At 52.9% G+C, this 22607-nt stretch carries 17 protein-coding genes; 14 read left to right on the top strand and 3 right to left on the bottom strand.

Going from position 1 to position 22607, the window contains the following annotated elements; translation table 11 throughout:
* Positions 1-113 precede the first annotated feature (113 nt).
* Positions 114-1064 (top strand): LysR family transcriptional regulator, encoded by a 951-nt coding sequence (locus tag SBL51_RS11600; protein WP_317931095.1) that lies wholly within the window; start codon positions 114-116, stop codon positions 1062-1064.
* Here SBL51_RS11600 and SBL51_RS11595 read toward each other — a convergent pair.
* On the bottom strand, positions 1030-1890 hold the full coding sequence (locus SBL51_RS11595) for an alpha/beta fold hydrolase (protein WP_317931094.1): 861 nt from the start codon (positions 1888-1890) through the stop codon (positions 1030-1032). The two genes, SBL51_RS11600 and SBL51_RS11595, sit on opposite strands and share 35 nt — an antisense overlap.
* Positions 1891-2131: 241 nt before the next feature.
* Between SBL51_RS11595 and SBL51_RS11590 the strand changes: the two genes are divergently transcribed.
* From SBL51_RS11590 to SBL51_RS11565, 6 genes are all read left to right on the top strand, one after another.
* Positions 2132-2710, top strand: a complete 579-nt coding sequence (locus SBL51_RS11590; protein WP_317931093.1) for a TetR/AcrR family transcriptional regulator — start codon at positions 2132-2134, stop codon at positions 2708-2710.
* Positions 2711-3055: 345 nt separating this feature from the next.
* Positions 3056-4861: an acyl-CoA dehydrogenase gene (locus SBL51_RS11585; RefSeq protein WP_317931092.1), complete on the top strand. Its 1806-nt coding sequence runs from the start codon at positions 3056-3058 to the stop codon at positions 4859-4861.
* A gap of 45 nt (positions 4862-4906) precedes the next feature.
* Entirely contained in the window at positions 4907-7021 is a 2115-nt protein-coding gene (locus tag SBL51_RS11580; RefSeq protein ID WP_317931091.1) for a 3-hydroxyacyl-CoA dehydrogenase NAD-binding domain-containing protein, read from the top strand.
* 36 nt (positions 7022-7057) lie between these two features.
* The gene (locus tag SBL51_RS11575; protein ID WP_317931090.1) at positions 7058-8242 is read left to right on the top strand and encodes an acetyl-CoA C-acyltransferase; all 1185 of its coding nucleotides are present in this window, start codon (positions 7058-7060) and stop codon (positions 8240-8242) included.
* Positions 8243-8251: 9 nt separating this feature from the next.
* Positions 8252-8707 (top strand): MaoC family dehydratase, encoded by a 456-nt coding sequence (locus tag SBL51_RS11570; RefSeq protein ID WP_317931089.1) that lies wholly within the window; start codon positions 8252-8254, stop codon positions 8705-8707.
* 91 nt (positions 8708-8798) lie between these two features.
* A complete protein-coding gene (locus SBL51_RS11565; RefSeq protein ID WP_317931088.1) occupies positions 8799-10589 on the top strand; it encodes an acyl-CoA dehydrogenase C-terminal domain-containing protein in 1791 nt (596 codons plus the stop codon).
* 105 nt (positions 10590-10694) lie between these two features.
* Here SBL51_RS11565 and SBL51_RS11560 read toward each other — a convergent pair whose 3' ends face one another.
* Positions 10695-11756, bottom strand: coding sequence for an AraC family transcriptional regulator (locus tag SBL51_RS11560; protein ID WP_317931087.1), 1062 nt, complete (start codon positions 11754-11756; stop codon positions 10695-10697).
* Between the two features lie 830 nt (positions 11757-12586).
* Between SBL51_RS11560 and SBL51_RS11555 the strand changes: the two genes are divergently transcribed.
* From SBL51_RS11555 to SBL51_RS11525, 7 genes are all read left to right on the top strand, one after another.
* A complete protein-coding gene (locus SBL51_RS11555) occupies positions 12587-14788 on the top strand; it encodes a TonB-dependent receptor (RefSeq protein WP_317931086.1) in 2202 nt (733 codons plus the stop codon).
* 143 nt (positions 14789-14931) lie between these two features.
* A complete protein-coding gene (locus tag SBL51_RS11550) occupies positions 14932-16524 on the top strand; it encodes an AMP-binding protein (RefSeq protein WP_317931085.1) in 1593 nt (530 codons plus the stop codon).
* Between the two features lie 321 nt (positions 16525-16845).
* Positions 16846-17871, top strand: coding sequence for a phosphotransferase (locus SBL51_RS11545; protein ID WP_317931084.1), 1026 nt, complete (start codon positions 16846-16848; stop codon positions 17869-17871).
* A 12-nt stretch (positions 17872-17883) separates the two neighbouring features.
* Positions 17884-18861, top strand: coding sequence for an NADPH:quinone oxidoreductase family protein (locus SBL51_RS11540; RefSeq protein ID WP_317931083.1), 978 nt, complete (start codon positions 17884-17886; stop codon positions 18859-18861).
* Between the two features lie 27 nt (positions 18862-18888).
* Positions 18889-19653, top strand: coding sequence for an SDR family oxidoreductase (locus tag SBL51_RS11535; protein ID WP_317931082.1), 765 nt, complete (start codon positions 18889-18891; stop codon positions 19651-19653).
* A gap of 12 nt (positions 19654-19665) precedes the next feature.
* Positions 19666-20427, top strand: a complete 762-nt coding sequence (locus SBL51_RS11530) for an SDR family oxidoreductase (RefSeq protein WP_317931081.1) — start codon at positions 19666-19668, stop codon at positions 20425-20427.
* A gap of 158 nt (positions 20428-20585) precedes the next feature.
* On the top strand, positions 20586-21833 hold the full coding sequence (locus tag SBL51_RS11525; protein ID WP_317931080.1) for an acyl-CoA dehydrogenase family protein: 1248 nt from the start codon (positions 20586-20588) through the stop codon (positions 21831-21833).
* Positions 21834-21904: 71 nt separating this feature from the next.
* Here the strand turns inward: SBL51_RS11525 and SBL51_RS11520 are convergent, their stop codons facing one another.
* Positions 21905-22423 (bottom strand): hypothetical protein, encoded by a 519-nt coding sequence (locus SBL51_RS11520; RefSeq protein WP_317931079.1) that lies wholly within the window; start codon positions 22421-22423, stop codon positions 21905-21907.
* Positions 22424-22607 lie beyond the last annotated feature (184 nt).

The raw sequence follows: 22607 nt of genomic DNA, 5'->3' as shown, positions 1-22607 counted from the left end.
AGCGATGGGCGGAAAAGCGATCAGGTTACCGAAATGGAGTTATTACAAAAACTTAGTATTTCTTATAAGTTTCATAAGGTATAAGTTATGAATGGGATTTATTGGGGAAAATTGTGCCGAAAACCGTTCAAAAACTGATCAATAGGCTGACGCTGAGGCAGTTGCAGGTGTTTGAGGCCGTCTATCGCGAGCGCGGTTATGGACGGGCGGCGGAGCTGTTGGGGCTAACTCAGCCGGCGGTGAGCGCCCAAGTTAAGCACCTGGAGGATGCCCTGGGCTTGAAACTGTTTGAGTTTGTCGGCCGCAAACTCTACTGCACCGCCGCCGGTGAAATGGTGGCCGAGCGGGTGGAACAGATGTTCGAACAGATTCGCGCGCTGCAAAACGGCATTCTCACCATGGAGGGGCAGGTGGCCGGTGACTTGCGTATCGCTGCGGTAAACACCTGCCAGTATGTGGTGCCCTATCTGTTGCGCCAGTTTATTGCGGAACACCCCAGTGTGAATGGCCGGGTCCACGTCGGTAACCGGGCTAATGTTATAGAGCGCCTCGCTGAAAATAGCGATGACCTGGTGATTATGAATATTGTGCCCAGTGACCGGGCGCTCTCGTCACTGCCCTTTCTCGACAACGAATTCGTACCGCTGGTCGCCGCTGGCCACCCTTTGCTCAGTGAGGAGAAGGTAACACCGGCACAGTTTATGGCTGAGCCGCTACTGGTGCGCGAGCGCGGTTCCGGCAGCCGCCTGATGTTAGAACAGTATTGCCAACAGCAGCGCCTAAAACTGGAGCCGGCTATGGAGTTGGGTTCCAGTGAAGCAATAAAACACGCGTTGTTGGCTGGTATGGGGGTGGCGGTATTGCCGCGCTTCAGTGTTATGGCTGAGTTAAAGCTGGGGTTGATGCACAAGCTACCGGTGGCGGGTTTTCCCCTGCGACGGACCATGTGCCTGGTCTACCCGAGCAACAAAGTGCTGTCGCTGGCGGCGACGCGTTTTCTCGAATTTGTACAGCAGCACCTGGCGGAGATCAGTGATTACTTTCAGGGGTTTTGGCTGAAGTAGTGCTGCGGGCGGGAGCGGGTGTGCGGACGAAGTCGACCACCAGATCCAGTACGGCACTGTTGCTTGGTACCTCGGCGTGTTTTGGCCCGGTCACCGTTGCGACCTTGGCGCCGGGCCAGTGCTGAGCGATAAGCGGGCCATTTTCGTGGCTAATGAAGGTGTCGTCGCGGCTGTGAATCACCATCAGCTCCTCGCCTGGTAGAGGTTGAAACAGGGTGGCTGGAATCTCCTCCCAGGTGCAGTGGAAGGGCTCGACCACATAATCCTGGAAGCGCTGGTAGAGCGCGCCACGTACCTTTAATTTTTTACGGATCACCATTAACGGCGGAAAAGGTTGGCTGGGTGTTGCCAGGCAGATAAATTTAGGCGCGCGGATTTTGCCTTGCGCGCGCGCAGCCATAACGGACAGGCCGCCGGCGGAGTATCCCAGCCAGCAGTAGACGGGTTCAGTGAGGCTGGCGGCAAACTGGCTGACATCGTCAATAAATTCATGCAGGCCAATATGCTTCCCTGGGGAGGCACCATGGCCGGTCATGTCGATGGCAATGACGCGAAACCCCGCGGCAACCAAATGCTCGCCCAGGGCTCCCATGTCGGCGCCGCCGGCACCCCCCCAGCCATGGACACAGATGACCAACGGGCCTTCGCCCTTGGCCCAGGCGGTATGGTCGCCGAGCCGACCATAGTGCAGTTGCTGGGCATCTGCCATAAAGCCATTGGCCTTAGCCGGTTTGCGTTGCGGCCGGCCAACCAAAAATTTCAGCAATTTAAATTGCTGCGTGGCTGGCAATAGTTGCAGTAGTAAGCGCAGTAGAAAGTTTTGCACAGTAAACCCACTCAATTTTTTTGGATAAACGGCGTTGGCTTATGCCGGGTTGGCGAAACTATAATGCGAACCACAATATGATAAAGATAATATTTTCAAAAGCAGAGCCTCAGGTGCAGTGGTTGGCTGTTTGTAGGGGGTGGCCCGGTAGTCAAAACTTATCTGGCCGCAATTTTTCAATTCTATTTTGTGCTGCTTATTAATCGCTATTGTTAGCGGTCAACGCCAGTGGTGCCATGCAATGCCATACCCTCCGGAACACAAATTAGAGAGTCGCCAAAAAATATTAACCAGCGCCTTGCAGCTGTTTACTCAGCTCGGCTATGAGTCGGTGACGGTGGATGCGGTGATGGCCAACTGCCAGATGACCCGCGGTGCTTTTTACGCCCATTTTGACAGTAAGGCGGAGCTCTATCGGCAGGCGATTCGCCACGCTTTTCACAACAGCCGAATGGTGCAGTCACAAACGAATATGGGCCCGAAAAAAGAGCGTCTGCAGCAGGCGCTCTCGGCCTACCTGAGTATGGAGCATCTGCGTGGCGACAAGCCGTGTCCGTTGGCTTTTCTGGCATCGGATATCGCTATCCGCGATGGTGAAACCAAGGCAGCATTTGCGGACGCCTATCAAACGGTCGTGCGGCTGGTGCAGGATTATGTCACCAGTTATCTGCCGATTACCCGCCAGGAGATTCTGGCGCTCTCGGCCATGGTGGTGGGCACCGTGGCTCTGGCAAGGACCATGGACAATGCCAGCCAGGCCGAGGAGATGTTGCTGGCCACACGCCGGCAACTGGCCGGCCAGCTGGCGCTTGACCTGTAACCTCCCCCTCTGATTGACACAATTATGTAAGTTAGGTTGGTGGGATTTGCCATTGTTGAAAACCACACCTCCCCTAGAATTTCCAAACCTGTTTTGCTTGTATTCGGTGCCTGGCTGCGAAGCCTGCGCTGCTATTTCCTGAGCTGTTATTTAAAGTCCGGAATTGTCTGTGCAAACACGGGTTACCATTGCCTAAGCTGGCCATTGCTGGTGAGCTGGTAGCAATCACAATAATACGAATAACTGAATTTTATTTATCAAGGTCGATATTCCAGGGGACTGGCAGCCACGGATTTTCAGGGTGTTGGTTTTCAGTGAACTTTCAGTCAGTTTCAGAGTGTGTTTATGTCGATTCCGTTACTTAACGAGCGAGATATTGATTTTCTTCTCTATGAATTTCTCAATGCCGAAGCACTGCTGTCGCGCCCGCGTTACCAGGAACACTCCCGCGAAACCTTTAATGCAACCCTGAATACCGCCAAGGGAATTGCTGAAAAATATTTTGCCAACCACGCCGCCCTGGGTGATGCCAACGAACCTCAATTTGTTAATGGCGAGGTGCAATTAATTCCCGAAACCAAAGCCGCCTGGCAAGCCTGTGCCGAGGCCGGATTTCTCGCTGCACACTGCAGCTTTGAAGAGGGCGGTATGCAGTTGCCAGAGGTGGTACTGCGTGCCGCCACCGCCTATTTCTCTGCCGCCAATGTAGCCACGGCCGCCTACCCAATGTTAACCACGGGCGCTGCCAATCTGATCGCCAGCTTTGGTAGCGATGAGCAAAAGGCATGTTTCCTGGCGCCGATGCGCGATGGCCGCTTTGCCGGCACCATGGCGTTGACGGAACCAGCTCAGGGTTCGGCGCTGGCTGATATCACCACCAGCGCTGAGGCCGCCGCCGATGGCAGCTACCGTATCACCGGGCAGAAGATATTTATCTCTGGTGGCGATCAACCCATAACCGAAAATATTGTACACATGGTGTTGGCGCGCATTAAAGGTGCGCCCGCCGGTGTGAAGGGTATTTCACTGTTTATTGTGCCGAAGTTTCTGGTCAATGCCGATGGCTCACTGGCGGCGCGCAACGATGTTGCTCTGGCCGGGTTGCTGCACAAAATGGGCTATCGCAACACCACCTCCACTGTCTTGTCGTTTGGTGAGCAGGGCGGCGCCGTGGGTTACCTGGTGGGTGAGCCACACCAGGGCTTGGCCTACATGTTTCAAATGATGAATGAAGCCCGCATCAGTGTCGGCACCGGCGCGGCGATTCTCGCCTATCAGGGCTTTAATTGCGCGCTCGATTACGCACGCAACCGCCCCCAGGGGCGCCACCCCAGCAATAAAGATAGCGCCTCCAAACAGGTGCTGATTGTCGAGCACGCCGACGTTAAACGTATGTTGCTCGCACAAAAAGCCTATGCCGAAGGCGGTTTGGCGCTCTGCATGTATGGCAGTTCACTGTTTGAAGACAGCCGCACCGCCGAGAGCGAATCGGCACGGGAGGAGGCCTTTCTGTTGCTCGATCTGCTTACCCCAATCGTTAAATCCTGGCCTTCTAAATACGGTTTAAAAGCCAATGAACTGGCCATTCAGGTTTATGGCGGAGCTGGTTACATTCGCGAGTATCCAGTAGAGCGCCTCTATCGCGATCAACGGCTCAACCCTATTCACGAGGGTACCGAGGGCATTCAGGCGATTGATCTTTTAGGGCGCAAGGTGCCGATGCGCAAGCTGGCCGGTTTTAGCCTGTTTCTGAAGGCCGTTGCCGCAACCGTTGCCGCCGCCACAGATCAGCCCGATTTGGCTGATCTGGCCGGTTCGCTGGCGCGCGCATGCGACCGTCTGCACGACGTTACGGCGGCACTGCTGCCGCGTTTGGCAGAAGACCCGGATCGCGGCCTGGCCAACGCCAGCCTCTACCTGGATGTTTTTGGTCGGGTAACCATGAGTTGGATCTGGCTGCAACAGGCGCTGGCGGCCCAGCAAGGCTTGGTGGCAGCCGGTGTTAGCGAATCCGATAGCAATTTTTACCTCGGCAAAATTCAGGCAGCCCGCTACTACATCGAGTGGGAGTTGCCAGAGATCGAACCGCAAATTGGTTTGCTGCAAGCGGGTAACTGTACCCCCTTCGCTATGCAGGATGCCTGGTTTTAATTCGCCCTGCCCAGGGGCTGACAATTACATTTGAGGATCACATTCATGGCTGAACCTGTTCTGTACCAAACACAAGGCAATCTGGCGCTGATACAACTCAACTCACCGCCGGTGAATGGCCTGGGTCAGGCGGTACGCGCAGGGCTTGCCGAGTCCGTCCAGGCCGCGCTCGCCGACGCCAGTGTCGAGGCGATTGTTATTGCCTCCAGCGGGGCAATCTTTTGCGGTGGTGCGGATATTGCCGAGTTTGCCAGCGGCAATTTCGATGCCGAGCCGCAACTGCCCGATGTGCTGCACACCATTGAAGAGAGTGCCAAACCGGTGGTCGCGGCCATTAACGGTATGGCCCTGGGCGGTGGCTTGGAGCTGGCCTTGGCCTGTGACTATCGCATCGCCGACGGCCGCGCCCTGCTGGGTCTTCCGGAAGTGAGTTTGGGGATTATTCCCGGCGGCGGTGGCACCCAGCGCCTGCCTCGATTGGCCGGCGCGCAAGTGGCTCTGGAGATGATCGTCTCCGGGATACCGGTTCCAGCCCAACAGGCACTGCAAAGTGGCTTTATTGATCGCGTTGCCGTGGAAGTCGGCACCTTGTTGGAGTCCGCCTGTAGCTACGCCCAGGAGCTGCTCGACAGCCACGCACCGCTGCGCAGCTGTGCTCAGATGAGTGTCGATACCAGTCAGCTACCAGAGAATTTCTTTGCTGAGTTTCGGAAAGCGAACGCCCGTAAAACCCGCGGCTTTTTTGCTCCGGAACGGTGTATTCAAGCGGTGGAAGCCGCCTGTGAATTACCATTGGCTGAGGGGCTGAAAAAAGAGGGCGAACTCTTTATGGCCTGTATGGCCACGCCGCAGGCGCGCGCCCAGCAACACATATTTTTCGCCGAGCGCGCCGCCAGCAAGGTACCCGGTGTAGACCCGAAAACCCCGCCGCGTAAAGTTGAGAAAGTAGCTATTATTGGTTCCGGTACCATGGGCGGCGGTATCGCTATGAACTTTGTGAATGCCGGTATTCCCACCACTATTTTGGATTTAAACGCCGAGGCATTAGAGCGCGGTATCGGTGTGATTCGCACCAACTACGAGATCACCGCCAAAAAGGGCAAACTCACCACCGAGCAGGTGGAGAGCCGCATGGGGCTGCTAGGCTCCACCACCAATTACGCTGACATTGCCGACGCCGATATGGTGATCGAAGCGGTGTTTGAGCGCATGGATATTAAAAAGAGCGTGTTCCAAACGTTGGACGAAGTTTGTAAGCCAGGCGCGATTCTCGCCACCAATACCTCCACCCTGGACGTGAACCAAATTGCCTCGGTCACCAAGCGGCCGGAAGATGTGATCGGGTTGCACTTTTTCAGCCCGGCCAACGTAATGCGCTTGCTGGAGATTGTCCGTGCCGAGAAGACCGCTGACGATGTCATCATTACGGCCCTAAAAGTTGCACAAAAAATTAGGAAGGTGCCGGTGGTGGTAGGCGTCTGTTTCGGGTTTGTTGGCAACCGTATGTTGGAGCCCTATGGCCGCGAAGCATCGCGCTTGGTCTTGGAGGGCGCCAGCCCGGAACAGATCGATCGCGTGCTCTACGACTACGGCTTGGCCATGGGCTTCTGCTCCATGATTGATCTGGCCGGCAACGACATCAGTTACCTCACCCGTCAGGAGCGCCCTGAGCTGTTCGAGCACGACCCAAGCTACGCTGCCATTGCCAATGTGCTTTATCACAAAGGTCATTACGGCCAGAAATCCGGGTGCGGCTACTACATCTACGAGGGTCGCGATAAAAGCGCCAACCCGGAAATTCCCGAAATTGCCGAGCAGTGCCGCAAGGAGTTGGGCATTGAGCGCCGTGAAATTTCCGACCAGGAGATTATCGAACGCTGTTTCTACCCGATGATTAACGAAGGCGCGCTGATTTTGGAAGAGGGCATTGCCGCCCGCTCCAGCGATATTGACCTCATCTACTGCAACGGTTACGGCTACCCGGTATGGCGCGGTGGCCCTATGCAGTATGCCGATGAGATCGGCCTGGATACCGTTCTGGCGGGTATGAATAAGTACCGCGAAGCCTTGGGCGAGTATGGCGAGCTGTGGTTTAAGCCCGCGCCTTTGCTGAAGAAGCTGGCCGCCGAAGGTAAGCCGTTTAAGAGTTTTAAAGGCTGATTTAAGCCAATTGCCAATTTTAGAAAGGAGATAAGCATGAAAGAAGCCGTTATCGTCTCTACCGCCCGTACCCCTATTGGCCGCGCATTTCGCGGTGCCCTGAACAACATCAAATCGCCCACCATGATGGCTCACGCTATTCAGCATGCGGTTGCACGCGCCGCTATCGAGGGTGCTGAAGTCGAGGACGTGATTATCGGTGCTGTGCTCACCTCGGGCACCGCCGGCGGCAACATTGCGCGCACCTCGGCGTTGGCCGCCGGTTTGCCCTTTACCGCTTCCGGCCAAACCATTGATCGCCAATGTTCATCAGGCTTGATGGCCATCGCCACCGCAGCCAAGCAAATTATGGTCGATGGTATGGAGGTGGTGATTGCCGGTGGCCAGGACAACATCTCCGCCGAGCAGGAGCGCTACTTTAAATTGGCCTCTGAGGCGCAAGACCCGAATGTGATTGCCGCCGCTGCTCACGCCTACATGCCGATGCTGTTAACGGCAGAAAACGTGGCCAAAAAGTATGGCATTAGCCGCGCCCAGCAGGATGAGTACGCGTTGCAGTCGCAGCAGCGCACCGCCGCTGCGCAGGAGGCTGGCAAGTTTGATGAGGAGATTGTGCCCATTACCGCCACTAAAGCGGTTTTTAACAAAGAGACCAAAGAGGTCACCTATGAAGAGGTGACCTTAAGCAAGGATGAGGGCAACCGGCCGAGCACCACTCTGGAAAATCTGCAGGCGCTGGACCCGGTGCTTGAGGGTGGTTGTGTTACTGCCGGTAACGCCAGTCAGCTCTCTGATGGTGCCTCAGCTTGTGTGGTGATGGAGAGCAAATTGGCCGAGCGCCGAGGCTTGGAGCCCTTGGGCATCTATCGTGGCATGATGGTGGTTGGTAATGCACCCGAGGAGATGGGCATTGGCCCAATTTATGCGATTCCTAAGCTGCTCAAGCAGCACGGTTTGACCATCAACGATATCGGCCTGTGGGAGTTGAACGAGGCCTTTGCCTGCCAGGTGCTCTACTGTCGCGACCACTTGGGTATTGATCCCGAGTTGTACAACGTGAATGGCGGTGCAATTTCCATTGGCCACCCCTACGGTATGACCGGAGCCCGCACAGTGGGCCATGCGTTAATTGAAGGTAAGCGCCGTGGTGCCAGGTTTGTTGTGGTGAGCATGTGCGTGGGTGGTGGCATGGGTGCCGCTGGCTTGTTTGAAGTGGCTTGAGGAGTGAATATGAGCGGTAACCATTGGCAGGGGTTGACTGGGCAAAATCTGGGAGCCAGTGATTGGTTTCAAATGGACCAGGCGCGCATCAACCTGTTTGCTGAAGCCACCCTGGATGACCAGTTTATTCATGTCGACCCTGTGGCTGCGGCCGAGACACCCTTTGGCGGCACCATTGCCCATGGGCTGTTAACCCTATCCATGGTGCCGCATCTGCTTTATCCGCTCTTGGCGCCGCATGTGCCAGCAGGCTCCACTTCGGTTAACTATGGTATAGATCGCCTGCGTTTTTTGGTGCCAGTGAAAAACAGCGACCGTATTCGCCTGTTGGCCGAGATCAGCAGTGCCGAGGAGAAGGAGCCTGGTCGGGCTCTTTTACGTATCGCCATCACCGTGGAGATTGAAGGCAGTGAGAAGCCGGCACTAGTCGCTGAAACACTGGTCATGATGATGGCGCCCGAGTGAATTAAAAGGTCATACCCGTAAATCAAACCGTTAATAATTTGTAATTTAATCGTCTGGCAATCTGCACTGCCGGCCGCGATGGAGAAGAGAGATGCCAGAGTACAAAGCCCCTCTGCGAGACATTCAGTTTGCTATTCAAGAGGTGCTCAACTACGAGCAGCACTACCAGAATCTACCGGGCGCCGAAGAGGCGAGCCCGGACATGGTGGCTGCCATTTTGGAAGAGGCGGCCAAGTTTTGCGAACAGGTGATCAGCCCGCTGAACCCGGTGGGCGACCGGGAAGGGTGCCAGTGGCAGGCAGGAGTGGTGACTACCCCGCCCGGTTTTAAAGAATCCTATGCGCAGTTTATTGAGGGGGGGTGGCCGGGCCTCTCTCAGCCGGTGGATCTTGGCGGTCAGGGCCTGCCTTCGTCTTTGAGTGCGGTGGTGTATGAGATGATCGCCTCTGCCAGCCACGCCTGGTCGATGTATCCCAGCCTGACCTGGGGTGCCATTAAAACCATCGCCGCCCATGCCGCTCCGGAGGTGAAAGCGCGTTATCTGTCTAAGCTGGTCGAGGGTAGTTGGTCTGGCACCATGTGTTTAACCGAGGCTCACTGTGGCTCTGACCTTGGCCTGCTGCGCACCAAAGCCACGCCCAACGACGACGGCACCTATAGCATCAGTGGCGGCAAGATTTTCATCTCCGCTGGCGAGCATGACCTTACCGAAAATATTGTGCACATAGTTCTGGCTCGGCTGCCGGATGCGCCGGAAGGGGTCAAGGGTATCTCCCTGTTTGTAGTGCCGAAGCTGTGGGTGGATGAACAGGGCGTTATGGGGGAGCCTAATGGGGTGAGTTGTGGCTCAATCGAACACAAAATGGGTATTCACGGTAATGCTACTTGCGTGCTTAATTTCGATGGTGCCCGTGGCTACTTGATCAGCCAGCCCCACAAGGGCATGAGTGCCATGTTTACCTTTATTAATGAGTCCCGCCTGGGTGTGGCACAACAGGCTCAGGCTCACATTGAGGCCTCTTTCCAGGGGGCGTTGGCTTATGCCAAGGAGCGGGTACAGATGCGGGCGACACCGCGGGTATTGCCCGATAAGCCAGCCGACCCGATTATTGCTCATCCCGATGTGCGTCGTATGCTGTTAACGCAAAAAGCCCTGGCGGAGGGGACTCGTCTGCTCAACTACTACTGTGCACAACTGGTGGATATTTCCCACGCCAGCAACGATGCCGCAGAACGGGCACGGGCCGAAAACGAACTGGCACTGTTAACTCCCATAGCCAAAGGGTTTATCTCAGAAATCAGTATGGAAGCCACCACCTACGGTATTCAGGTATTGGGAGGCCATGGTTACATCGCTGAGTGGGGCATGGAGCAGGAGTATCGCGATACCCGTATCACCTCCATTTACGAAGGCACCAATGGTATTCAGGGGCTAGATCTACTTGGTCGAAAAATTCTGGCGACCGGCGGCAAGGTGGCGGAGTCGTTTCTAACCCAGGTGCAGACATTCTGTAGCAGTCAGCACCCGGCGGCAGTGGCGCCAATGATTCCGGCGCTGGCTGACAGCATTCAATTATGGTTGGCTGTCACCGAGGAGGTGGGTGTCAAGGCGATGGCGGGTGATGTCAACGCGGTTGGCGCGGCGGCATACGACTACCTGATGTTGGCCGGTTATTGCACTGTGGGCTATTTTCTTGTGCGCAGTGCCGAAGCGGCAGCAAATAATAGTGGCAGCGGCGACCAGGATTTCTACCAGGCCAAAATCAACAATGCCCGTTTTTATATTGAACGTTTATTGCCTCGAACTCAGCTTCTGACAGCCACCATCCGTTCTGGCAGCGACAACCTAATGGCAATGCCAGAAGCCACCTTTGGCTTGTAGTGTGGCCGGCTCCGTTTAGCAGGCTGGTTACAGAGTTGGCGTTTGCAACGGATAAGGTTGATTAGGGCATTAACCGGCGCCTAGGCGCCGGTTTTTTATTGCGGCTTACTTGTGGCCATTTTTATGGCCGAGTTCCGTGGCTCGGTATTGTCCTGGTGTGATACCAGTCCACTTTTTAAAGGCGCGGAAAAACACGCTCAATTCATCAAAGCCCAGACGGTCGGCTATCTCGCGGTTACTGAGGTCGGGGCAGCCCAGGTAGTGGAATGCTGCTTCCATACGGCACTCATCTTTAAGCCGCTGGAATGAGGTGCCCTCAATCTGCAGGTGGCGACGCAGTGTGGTGACCGACATATTGAGCTTGTCGGCGACTCGCTCGGCGCCGAGCATGGTGTGGCCAACATTCTGATTGAGGATTGCTTTAACGCGTGCCTTGGTGGTTTTGCCACTGTCGACATTAACCAGCAGGCCAAAGGGGGCGACCCGGAGGAAATCCTCCAGGGTCTCTTCGGTTTGGATAATGGAGTAGTCGAGAAACTTTAATGGGAATTCAAAGCCGTTAAACGACTGGTTGAAGAGCACATCACCGGCATTGTATTGCGACATCTCCCACTCCTGCTCGGGTTGATCGAAGGTATAAAAGGTGCGCAGTGTTTGCAATTCCGTGCCAATCAACCAGCTCCAAAGGCGCTGGCCGGAGGCGATGGTGTAGCGTATTTTTACCGGCGATGCTTGTGACATGAGTTCCCGGAACTCATCGTCGTTAACCCCTTCCAAAGGCGCTAGAGTAATTCTGGCGACATTGTCGTTGATCTCCAGTCGCTCACTGATCTTAAAACCGCGACAGATGCGCCCAAATTCCCAGGCGCGAATAATGGCCTGATGCAAGGTTTTGCACTGCACTAGCAACAAACACAATAACCGAAAAGAGCCGCGACGAATTTTGCCGCCGCTCAATACGCCAAACCACTCATCCTGCATCACCCAGATGACACGTTGATAGAGTTTGCCGTAGAGCACCGCTGAAAAGTAGCGCTCGCGCTCGAGCAGTGAATGGTCGATGCCCACATCCTGCAGGAGTTGCTCGGTGTCGTAGCCCTTTTCGGCGACCTGGCGTAGTAAGGTTTTAATGTAACTGGCCGGAATGGTAATTTCTTCTTCGGTCATTCGATTCTTTCCCGACAGTTCCTGTGGCAAAAAATGTCTATTTTTGATTTCGCTGTTCATCTGCCCTGCTAATTATTCTAGTAGTTTGGCTTCTGTGGCCGACCTATTGGGTGGCCCGTGTTTGAATAAACAGTGGTTCGCATCAGCCTATGGTTTGGTGGTGATTATGGCGCTCTAAAGCGCGATACGAAGTGACTGAGTGTAAAGCGGCTGGCGGCAAAAGTAACGGAATATAGGGAGAAATGATGTGTGTTACCTTTTGTTACACCTGTCGAATTCCTGTGCGCCGGCCGGTAAAGCTTTGTTGGATAGGTAATTATCATAGGTGCGGTGCTGTAAAAGTTGACCAAACAGTGACTTTTTTAAATCAAAATCTGGGGTGTTGTTACTACTTTTCCACAGGCTGGGTGGGTATCATTTGTCGGCCATCAATTGGCAGGTGGCACGATTTTTTTTGCCAGTCAACATGGTAGAAAATGTTATTGAGGGTTACCCCCTTTGCTCTAGACTTTCGCTCAGTTGAAAGTTGTTCATAAACACTGGTTGCCAACAAGTATATGCTGGTGTTTGTGATTCGATTTCAGTGGATCAGAATTATTATTAACCGGTTTTAATCGGCTATGCATAATAAATCTGAATCGCATAATAATAACAAGGAGACATCCATGCTGCAGTGTTCATGTGGTTCAATGCAACCACACAATCCTTTAACCAAGAAATTCCCACGTCGCTTACTCGTTTCTCTTCTCGTTGGCAGTTGTGGTGCCGGTCTTAGTGTGGCCGCATCTGCCCAGGGTGAGGGCCCCAGAAAAGGCGGCTCTGCTGTCTTATTGGAAGAAATTGTCGTAACCGCTCGTAAGCGGGAAGAGAATTCTCAAGACGTACCACTGGCAATTACCGCCTATGGTTCCGATCAGCTGGATGCTTTGAAGGTGCGCGACCTGCAAAGCCTATCTGTGGGTATGCCCAATGTCTCTTTGGATGATACCGGCACCGTAAAAGGCTACGCCAACTTCTCCATTCGTGGCCTTGGCATTAACAGCTCCATTATCTCGATTGACCCGACTGTCGGTTTGTTTGTCGATGGCGTTTATATGGGGTTATCAGCGGGCCAGGTGTTTGATGTTTTTGATCTGGAAAGTATTGAAGTGCTGCGCGGTCCACAGGGGACTCTGTTTGGTAAGAATGTTACCGGCGGTGCGATTCTGATCAACACAAAAAAACCAGGTGATGAATTCGAGGCGAAGGTACGTGCTGCCGTCGATGGTGGTGGTGATGGTGGCTTGAATAGCTATTTGATGGGTACAGTCAGTGGCCCGTTGACCGATACCCTGGCCGGAAAATTTACCGCCTACTATAACAATGACGATGGCTGGTTTGAGAACAAATACAATGGCGAGGACTTTGGTGCGGCCGAACAGCAGATGTACCGCGGTGTTGCGGTGTGGACGCCAACTGCCAACACCGAATTTACCCTTCGCTATGAGCACTCTGAGGTAGAGAGTGATGGTCCTGCCGGTCAAGCGCACACCAATGGCGCCGGTACGCCTGGTGCGTGGGTCAACTATGACCGAGATAGCTTTGATTTCTCAGTAGATGAAACTGGCTACTACAATACTGATGCCGATTTTGTCAGCTTCGAAACCAATATTGATGTCGGGTTTGGTGACGGTACCATCACCAATATTTTTGGCTGGCGCTCTTACGATGCTGAATCCCTGGGTGATATCGACTCGCAACCGCTGGATATCTTTAAGGGGTATTCAAAAACCGAAGCTGAGCAGTTTAGTAATGAGCTGCGCTACACCGGTACTTTTGCCGATCGGGCTACGGTGACTACCGGGCTATTCTATTACACCAATAATGTCGACTACTCCGAAGGGCGTGATCTGGCCACGGAATTGTCAGCAGCGTTGTTTGGTGTACGTGCTCCCTTCTTGCAATTTACTGGGGGCGGCTTGTACGACGTGGAAACCGTGGGTGCATTTGCATCGGTGGATTACGACCTGACTGAGTCGTTGGTGCTAACAGCGGGTATTCGCTACACCAATGAGAAGAAAGAGGTCGAAATTGCCTCTCTCAGTCATAATATCAGTGGTCTTGGTGCTGGGTTTGTTGGCCTACCGCAATATGTACGCTCGGATATCTGTGATATCGCTTTTGCCAGTACTCCGGAGCAGGAGTGTGAACCAGACTTTGTCCATGACGACAGCTGGAGCAGCCTCTCACCCAAGTTGGGGTTAACCTATCTACTTTCCGATGATGCCCAGCTCTATACCCACTGGACTCGAGGTTTCCGCTCAGGTGGTTATAACCTAAGAAACACTTCCCTCAATCCTGATGATACCCCGGGGCCATTTGACGACGAGCAGGTGGATAGTTACGAATTGGGCTATAAGTCAACCTACAGCCGCGGTCGCCTGAACGCTGCACTCTTCTATACCGATGTCACCGATATGCAGCGGGAGCTCAATTTCCCCGGTGCGTTAGGCACGGTGCAGCTGGTGCGCAATACGGCCGATGCCACCATTATGGGGCTGGAACTTGATGGTGCTTATTCGGTAACCACCGGCCTGTTACTGACCGCGTCACTGGGTTTAACCGATTCTGAATACACCAAGGTAAAAGCCGATTTGAATGGTGATGGTGAGACCAACAATATCGATAAGAAATTGGATCTTCCGCGAGCGCCTGAGCTTACCTATAGCGTTGGTGTGGTATGGGATCTGAATGTTGGTTCTGTGGGTTACATCACCTCACGTCTAAGTTACGCCTACCGTGATGAATCTGCCTACACAGATAGCAACTATGGCTATATCACCGAGCAGGAGATTGTTGATGCCGGCATCGATTTCTATACCAATGATGGTCACTGGAATGTTGGTCTATATGGCAAAAACCTGCTGGATGAAGTGAAGCATGGTGGCGATACCCAGCTGCCGGACACCATTGCTGGTTTTCCTGCTGGTGGTACCTTCTCACCATTGACCAAAGGTCGTGTATACGGCATCGAAATGCAATATAACTTCTAATCCCTGTTTTGCCCTGTCGCCATACCGGCGGCGGGGCAAACTGCTAGTTATTCACACCACTATTTTCGGTTTGAATTGGTTCAAACGCCAATATCGATCTGAACTTTTTCCAGCTCGTGTTGCGCGATCCAGAGAGAGATGCAATGAATCTAGAGCAGACTATCCCCCAAATTATCACACCCGCGTGTCATAAATTTCGCGATAAAATCGCCTTTTCTGGCTTGGGCCAGCTTTTAACCTATGCCGACCTGGATCGTTTGAGTGATGCTTTTGCCGTTTACTTACAAAAGCATTCCGGCCTTCGGCCAGGCGATCGCATGGCCGTGCAGTTACCCAACCTATTGCAATACCCGGTAATTCTTTTTGGCGCGCTAAAGGCGGGCTTGGTTATTGTTAATACTAACCCGCTTTACACTCCAAGAGAGATGGAACACCAGTTTAATGACTCTGGAGCCAAGCTCTGGGTGGTGTCCACCTTAACGGTAGCGGCAGCGCCCGAGGTAATTGCCAACTCCTGTATCGAAAGTGTCATTGTGACGGCGCCGATGGAGATGGGGCCGTTTCTTAAACCTGCCAGCCCAGCCCCGGTTGCTGCAGACGATTATCCAGCCATGGGTGTGCCGTCAATAACCTTTAGTCAAGCGCTTTCTCTGGGAATTAATCAAATCCCCGAGCCTGTTGAGATCAAACCATCGGATGTTGCAATGTTGCAATACACCGGTGGTACCACCGGTGTTTCGAAAGGAGCGATGCTGACCCACAGAAATTTAGTGGCTAACACCTTGCAGGTGACCGAGCACTGCAACGCGATCTTTCGTGAAGGAATGGAAATTACCGTCTGCCCATTACCCCTCTACCATATCTATGCGTTTACCGTGCACTGCATGGCAAACCTGTCGAAGGGGAGTCACAATATTTTGATTGCCAATCCCCGGGATATTCCCGCGTTGGTGAACGAAATTAAGCCCTACAAGATTACCGGCTTCGTCGGCTTGAATACCCTGTTCAATGCCTTGCTGCACAGCGAGGAATTTCGCTCTGTCGATCTATCGTCGCTGCGCAGTACCACCTCTGGTGGCATGGCGCTGACATCAGAAACCGCAAAGGCCTGGAAAGAACTTACTGGTATACAGATATCCGAAGGCTATGGTTTAACCGAAGCTTCACCGACCGTAGTCAGCAATCCACCCGAAAATATCCACCCAGGTACTGTCGGCCGCCCCGTGCCAAGTACCGAAGTAAAAACCATCGATGGTCAAGGCAATGATCTGCCCATTGGCGAGATTGGTGAACTCTGCTTGCGTGGGCCGCAAGTGATGCTGGGTTACTGGCAGCGGCCGGAGGCGACAGCCGAAATCCTTTCGGAAGAGGGCTGGCTGCGTACTGGTGATATGGCAGAAATCCTGCCCGATGGTTATGTGCGCATAGTCGATCGCAAAAAAGATATGATTGTAGTCTCTGGTTTTAACGTCTATCCCAATGAGGTTGAGGATATCGCCTGTCAATTCCCGGGCGTGCAGGAGTGCGCTGCTATTGGCGTGCCTGACGATGTGTCCGGGGAAGCAGTGAAGTTGTACGTGGTCTCCAAATCGGGTGAGCTGGATAAAGACGAGCTGAAAAAGTTCATGCGTGGGCTTTTAACGGGCTACAAAATTCCCAAGCAGGTTGAACTAATTGCTTCATTGCCAAAAAGCAATGTTGGCAAGGTGCTGCGCAGAGAGCTACCGCGTCAATAAAATACGGAGTCCGACGAGCGGGTATTTCTTATAGTTTTCGAACCGTGGTTGCTTTTTGAAAAACTGCTCTTTTTCTTCTTCGCGTATAGGGCCTTTTTTGTCAGTGGCCGTGAAAGTTTTGGCCATTGGTATCGTTCACCAAATGCGCGAAAGTTGTTCGCTCGAAATGGCTGTTAGACATCCTCGTTGTTAGGCTCTATTTGTTCGAATTGTTGCCGGCTCATTTGCTAACTCCGCTTTACTAAGGTCTTATTTTGGTCAGCACGTTTTTAGGTGCGTGCCGTACAAATACCGATAACGATAAAATACGAGACGTGATTTATGTCTGACAGTACAGTCAACGAAATCGATGTAGTGCTCCTCAGTGAGTATCTGGAACGACATGTTGATGGCTTTTCTGGCCCGATAACCGCGGAAAAATTCGCTGGTGGGCAATCCAATCCGACATTTCTAATTCAAGCCGCCAGTGATCAGTATGTTTTGCGCCGGCAACCACCGGGAAAACTGTTGAAGTCGGCTCACGCGGTGGATCGAGAGTATCAGGTGCTTACGGCATTGTCACAAAGCGAGGTGCCCGTCGCCCGCGCTTTACACCTCTGCCAGGATTGCGATGTTATTGGTTCAATGTTCTATCTGATGAGCTATGAACCTGGCGAAATTTTTTGGGATCCCGCGCTGCCGGCTGTGGCTATGGATCAACGCAAAGCCTACTACTCAGAAATTATCCGCATATTAGCCGCTATCCATAATCTGGATGTCAATAAAGTCGGTTTGGCAGAGTTTGGTCGCCCCGGCAATTATTTTGAGCGGCAAATTGGTCGGTGGACGCAGCAGTATCGAGCCGCGGAAACTGACCATAAACCCGAGGTTGAGCGTTTAATCTTGTGGCTGGATGCGCACTGTCCAGCAGAGGATGGTCAGGTTAGCCTAGTGCACGGCGATTTTCGCATCGACAATATTATCTTCTACAACGGTGAAGCCCGGGGCCGGGCGGTGTTGGATTGGGAGCTGGCCACCTTGGGCCACCCGCTGGCCGATTTAGCCTACTTTTGCATGTGCCTGCGTTTGCCACCCTCAGATCACGGCAAAGGGTTGGGTGGGCTCAATCGGGTCGAGCTGGGGTTGCCCACCGAAGCAGAAATTGTTAATCAATATTGCGTGTTACGCGGTGTTCCATCCATTGATAACTGGAACTTCTATTTGGCTTTCAGTTTTTTCCGATTGGCGTCCATTGTTCAGGGCGTTTACAAGCGAGCCCAACAGGGCAACGCATCGAATGCCAATGCTTTGGCAATGGGTAAGTTGGTTGATGTTCTCGCACACATGGCCAATCAATTAATTGAATAAGAGAGATCTTCTATGAAAGCGATCGTGTGTAATGAGTTTGCGCCTATTGAAAAGCTGTCTTTTGCCGATGTGCCGGAGCCAGAACTCAATGCAGGCGAGGTCGTTGTTCGGGTTCGAGCGGCGGGAGTGAATTATCCCGATGCCTTGATTGTGCAAGGGTTATATCAGGTGAAGCCCGCACTGCCATTCACTCCCGGTTTTGAATTTTCCGGTGATGTGGAGGCGGTGGGGGAAGGCGTGCAGGGAGTTGAACCTGGTGTGCGGGTTATGGGTATGGCACCAGCCTACGGTGCTTATGCGGAAAAGGTAGCCGTGCCGGGCGTGTGTGTTATCCCCATTCCCGACGCCATGCCCTACAGCGACGCTGCCAACCTGGCCTGTGCCCATGGCACGGCGCACCACGCGTTAAAGCAGCGCGCGCAATTAAAAGCGGGTGAAACGCTTCTGGTGCTGGGCGCGGCGGGTGGAACCGGCGTGGCGGCGGTGCAAATTGGTAAAGCCATGGGAGCGCGTGTCATCGCCGCCTGTTCCAGTAAAGAAAAGCTGGATATCGCTGCGGCAAATGGTGCCGATGTGCTGATTAACTATAAAGACCAGGATCTGCGTAGTGCGGTGAAAGAGATTACCGGTGGTAAAGGTGTCGATGTGGTCTACGACCCGGTGGGCGGGGATGCCTTCGATGCCTGTACCCGCACCATGGCTCGTAACGGTCGAATTCTGGTGATTGGTTTTGCCAGTGGCAAGATTCCACAGCTGCCGGTCAATCTTACCCTGGTGAAAGAGTACAGCGTGATTGGTGTTTTCTGGGGGAATTTTACTCAGGCAGAACCCCAGGTCTATGCCGACAACCTTCGGGAGCTGTTTCAATGGTACCAAGACGGGAAGGTGCATCTGGTCACCGATGCGGAACTGCCATTGAATGAGGCTCCGGCCGCATTAACCAAACTGATGCAGCGCGATGTAAAAGGCAAATTGGTGCTTTTGCCATAAACAAGGCAGTAAATCGGGAGTGTAGACATGGCCACAAATTTATTTGATTTAACCGGAAAGATAGCCTTGGTAACCGGGGCAAGCCGAGGCATAGGTGAAGCCATCGCCAAGCTGCTTGCCGAGCAGGGTGCGCATGTAATTGTCTCTAGCCGCAAGCTGGATGATTGTCAGACGGTAGCCGACGAAATTATTACCGCCGGTGGCAGTGCCGAAGCCCATGCTTGTCATGTTGGCAGTATGGAAGATATTACGAAAACCTTCGCTTTTATTCGCAACAAACACAATCGCTTGGATATCTTGGTCAATAATGCCGCGGCCAACCCCTACTTTGGCCATATTTTGGAAACCGATCTGAGTGCTTACCAAAAAACGGTAGACGTCAATATCCGCGGTTATTTCTTTATGTCGGTGGAGGCAGGCAAGATGATGAAAGAGCAGGGCGGCGGCGTCATTGTTAACACCGCCTCGGTCAATGCACTGCAACCAGCGGAAGGCCAGGGTATCTACTCTATTACCAAGGCGGCAGTGGTCAATATGACCAAAGCCTTTGCCAAAGAGTGCGGCCCGTTGGGTATTCGGGTGAATGCCCTATTGCCGGGGCTGACCAAAACCAAGTTTGCCGGAGCGCTCTTTTCCCACGAGGCTACCTACAACAAAGTGATGGAGCAGATTCCTCTGCGCCGTCACGCGGAGCCTAAGGACATGGCCGGCGCAGTGCTTTACCTGGTCTCTGAGGCCGGCAGTTACACCAACGGTGAATGTATTGTTGTTGATGGCGGCTTAACAATTTAATGGGAGTCTCTTATGGCTGTAACCAGTTTTAATGATCGCGTGGTTTTAATTACCGGTGCTGCCAGTGGTTTCGGAAAACTGCTGGCGGAATCTCTGGCTGATATGGGCGCTAAGTTGGCCCTGGCCGATTTAAACGAAGCTGGCGTGGCAGCTGTTGCCGATCAATTGGTCAGCAGCAAGCAGTGTGAGGTGATCTACCAAGCTTGTGATGTCAGTAAAGAGGTTCAGGTGGAAGCTTTCGTTTCTGCGGCTGTCAGCCAGTTTGGCCGGCTGGATATTGCGGTGAACAATGCCGGCATCTCCGGCGATATGAAATCTTTGATCGATGTGACCGAAGCCGATATGGATCTCAACTTTGCCGTCAATGCCAAAGGGGTATTGTTTGGTATGAAATATCAGATACGGCAGATGTTACAGCAGGAGGGTGGAGTCATACTCAATGTGGCTTCAATGGCGGGTATAAACGGGGCTCCACGGTTGGCGCCGTACTGTGCCGCCAAGCACGCGGTGGTGGGTTTAACCAAAACCGCAGCCGTGGAATATGGCCGTAACAATATCCGCTGCAATGCTGTCTGCCCCTACTTCAGTCATACCCCGATGATTGCCGACAGTCCCATTATGCAACGTGAAGAGCTGTTTGCCCAAGCATCACCCATGAAACGCTTGGGTGAGGCCCACGAAATTGTACAGGCCATGCTCATGCTGATGGCGCCAGAAAATAGCTATTTAAATGGGCAGGCTATTGCGGTCGATGGCGGCAAGTCCTCGTTCTGATTAACAATGGCGGCCAGAGAGCCAGTGCTATTTTCGAGTGGTTACTTGCCAATAAAAGGTAATAACGAATCTATGTTTTGGTTGGCACTTTAAGCTGCCAACTCAGTTCCCGGGTAATACCGGGATTCTTACTCAGTGTTTATTGTTAGGGTGCTGTTATGGATTTTGCCTATTCCGAAAAAGTTGAATTGCTGCGTAAGCAGTTGTTGCAATTTATGGATCAATACATTGTGCCCCGTATTCGGGAGTACAACGAGTCAGTCCACCAGGGCATCTATCCACCGCCATTTATGGAAGATTTAAAAGCCTTGGCCAAGGAGGAGGGGTTATGGAACCTGTTCCTACCTGGGTTAAAAGCGGATGAGCCCGGTACTCCCTTAAGCAATTTAGAATATGCGCCCCTGGCTGAAATTATGGGCCGCGTCTCCTGGGCGCCTGAAGTATTTAATTGCAATGCCCCCGATACTGGCAACATGGAACTGCTGCATATGTTTGCCAGTGAAGAGCAGCGCAAACAGTGGCTGCAGCCGCTACTGAACGGAGAGATACGCTCCGGGTTCTGTATGACTGAACCGGATGTCTCCTCCTCAGATGCCACCAACATCACCATGCACATAGAGCGGCAGGGGGATGAGTACGTGATCAATGGTCGCAAGTGGTTTACCTCCAATGCTGCGCACCCCAATTGCCGTCTCTATATCGTTATGGGGAAGACCGATCCCAACGCTGACAGTCACCATCAGCAAAGTATGATTTTAGTACCCAGCGATACGGCTGGCGTTGAGATGGTACGTAACCCCACTGTGATGAATCACCTTTCACCTGAAGGCCACTGTGAAATTCTTTTTAAAGGTGTACGGGTGCCGGTTAGCAATCTGTTAGGGGAGGAGGGCAGCGGCTTTGCCTTGGCGCAAGCACGGCTTGGGCCCGGCCGAATCCATCACTGCATGCGTTCCATAGGCGCTGCCGAGCTGGCATTGGAACTGATGACCGCTCGTGCGCAGGAGCGCAAAGCCTTTGGCAAATATCTGCACCAACATGGTACAGTGTCGGAGTGGATTGCGAAGTCGCGAATTGAGATTGATCAGGCGCGCTTACTGGTACTGAAGGCCGCGTGGATGATCGATAAGCTGGGTACCAAAGCAGCTCGTAAGGAGATCTCCATGATTAAAGCAATCGTGCCTTCCATTCACACCAATGTTACTGACCGCGCGATGCAAATCTTTGGTGCCATGGGCTTAACACCGGATACCCCATTGGCCGACAGTTATATTCAGGGGCGCTGTCTGCGTATTGCCGATGGCCCGGATGAGGTGCATCTACAAACTATCGCCAAGTTGGAGCTGAAAGAGAGCGCAGGGTCTTTGGGAGTAACGGCCAGATACTTAACGCCGCCCCTGCGCTAAGGCGCCCCGCTGAAAACTGAGCAATAAAAAACCTGGCGTTGCCAGGTTTTTTATTGCCCGCGGAACTGTTGTCAGGCATTGCTGTGTTCAATGTTCGTGGTTGGTTTGCCGCTGATTTTAGCCATGATTATGCCGATGAGTAGAATGCTGCCGATGACCAAGCCACCGCCAATGATAATCTGCCCCGCCCAGAGCAGAGGTTGTGCTGGGCCAGTGCTGGCAGCCAAGCCGGTAATCAGAAAATACATAAAGGCGTAATTGTTAAATACCGCTGGTAACATCTCACCAAAAGCCACAATGGCGTAGACCGCCAGGCAGATAAATGCAATTCGGGCTGTTTCGATACCTAGCCAAGGGGCCGTTAATTCCACAAATTTTACGGTGCCCAGATAACAGGCAATGCCCACTAAACCACCGATGATGATATGGTGGGCGCGCTTTTTATCCATGTGCATTTCAAAGAAGAAGATCATCACCATAAACACTGGCCACCCAGACAGGTGCCAGCGGTGTAAAATCAATTCAATCGCCACAATGACCACCAGTAAAAATAACCCAAATATTAATCGTTCTTTATTAAAACCCGTCATCGTTATTATTCTCCGTGGTTTTCTCTTATGGTTGTCGCCGTTATCTATAGCGCTTATGTTTGAGTACTCTATATTTCTCAGCTCAAAAAATTATCGTAGTGTTAATTGTATTTCAGCTGGGATTGGCTTGTTTCAAAACCAAAATGAGCACCAGCTTTAAGGGCTGGTGCTCACTCTTTTTTGG

Source organism: Halioxenophilus sp. WMMB6, assembly GCF_033283405.1.
GTDB lineage: Bacteria > Pseudomonadota > Gammaproteobacteria > Pseudomonadales > Cellvibrionaceae > Halioxenophilus.
This window is presented reverse-complemented; position numbering and strand designations above follow the sequence as displayed.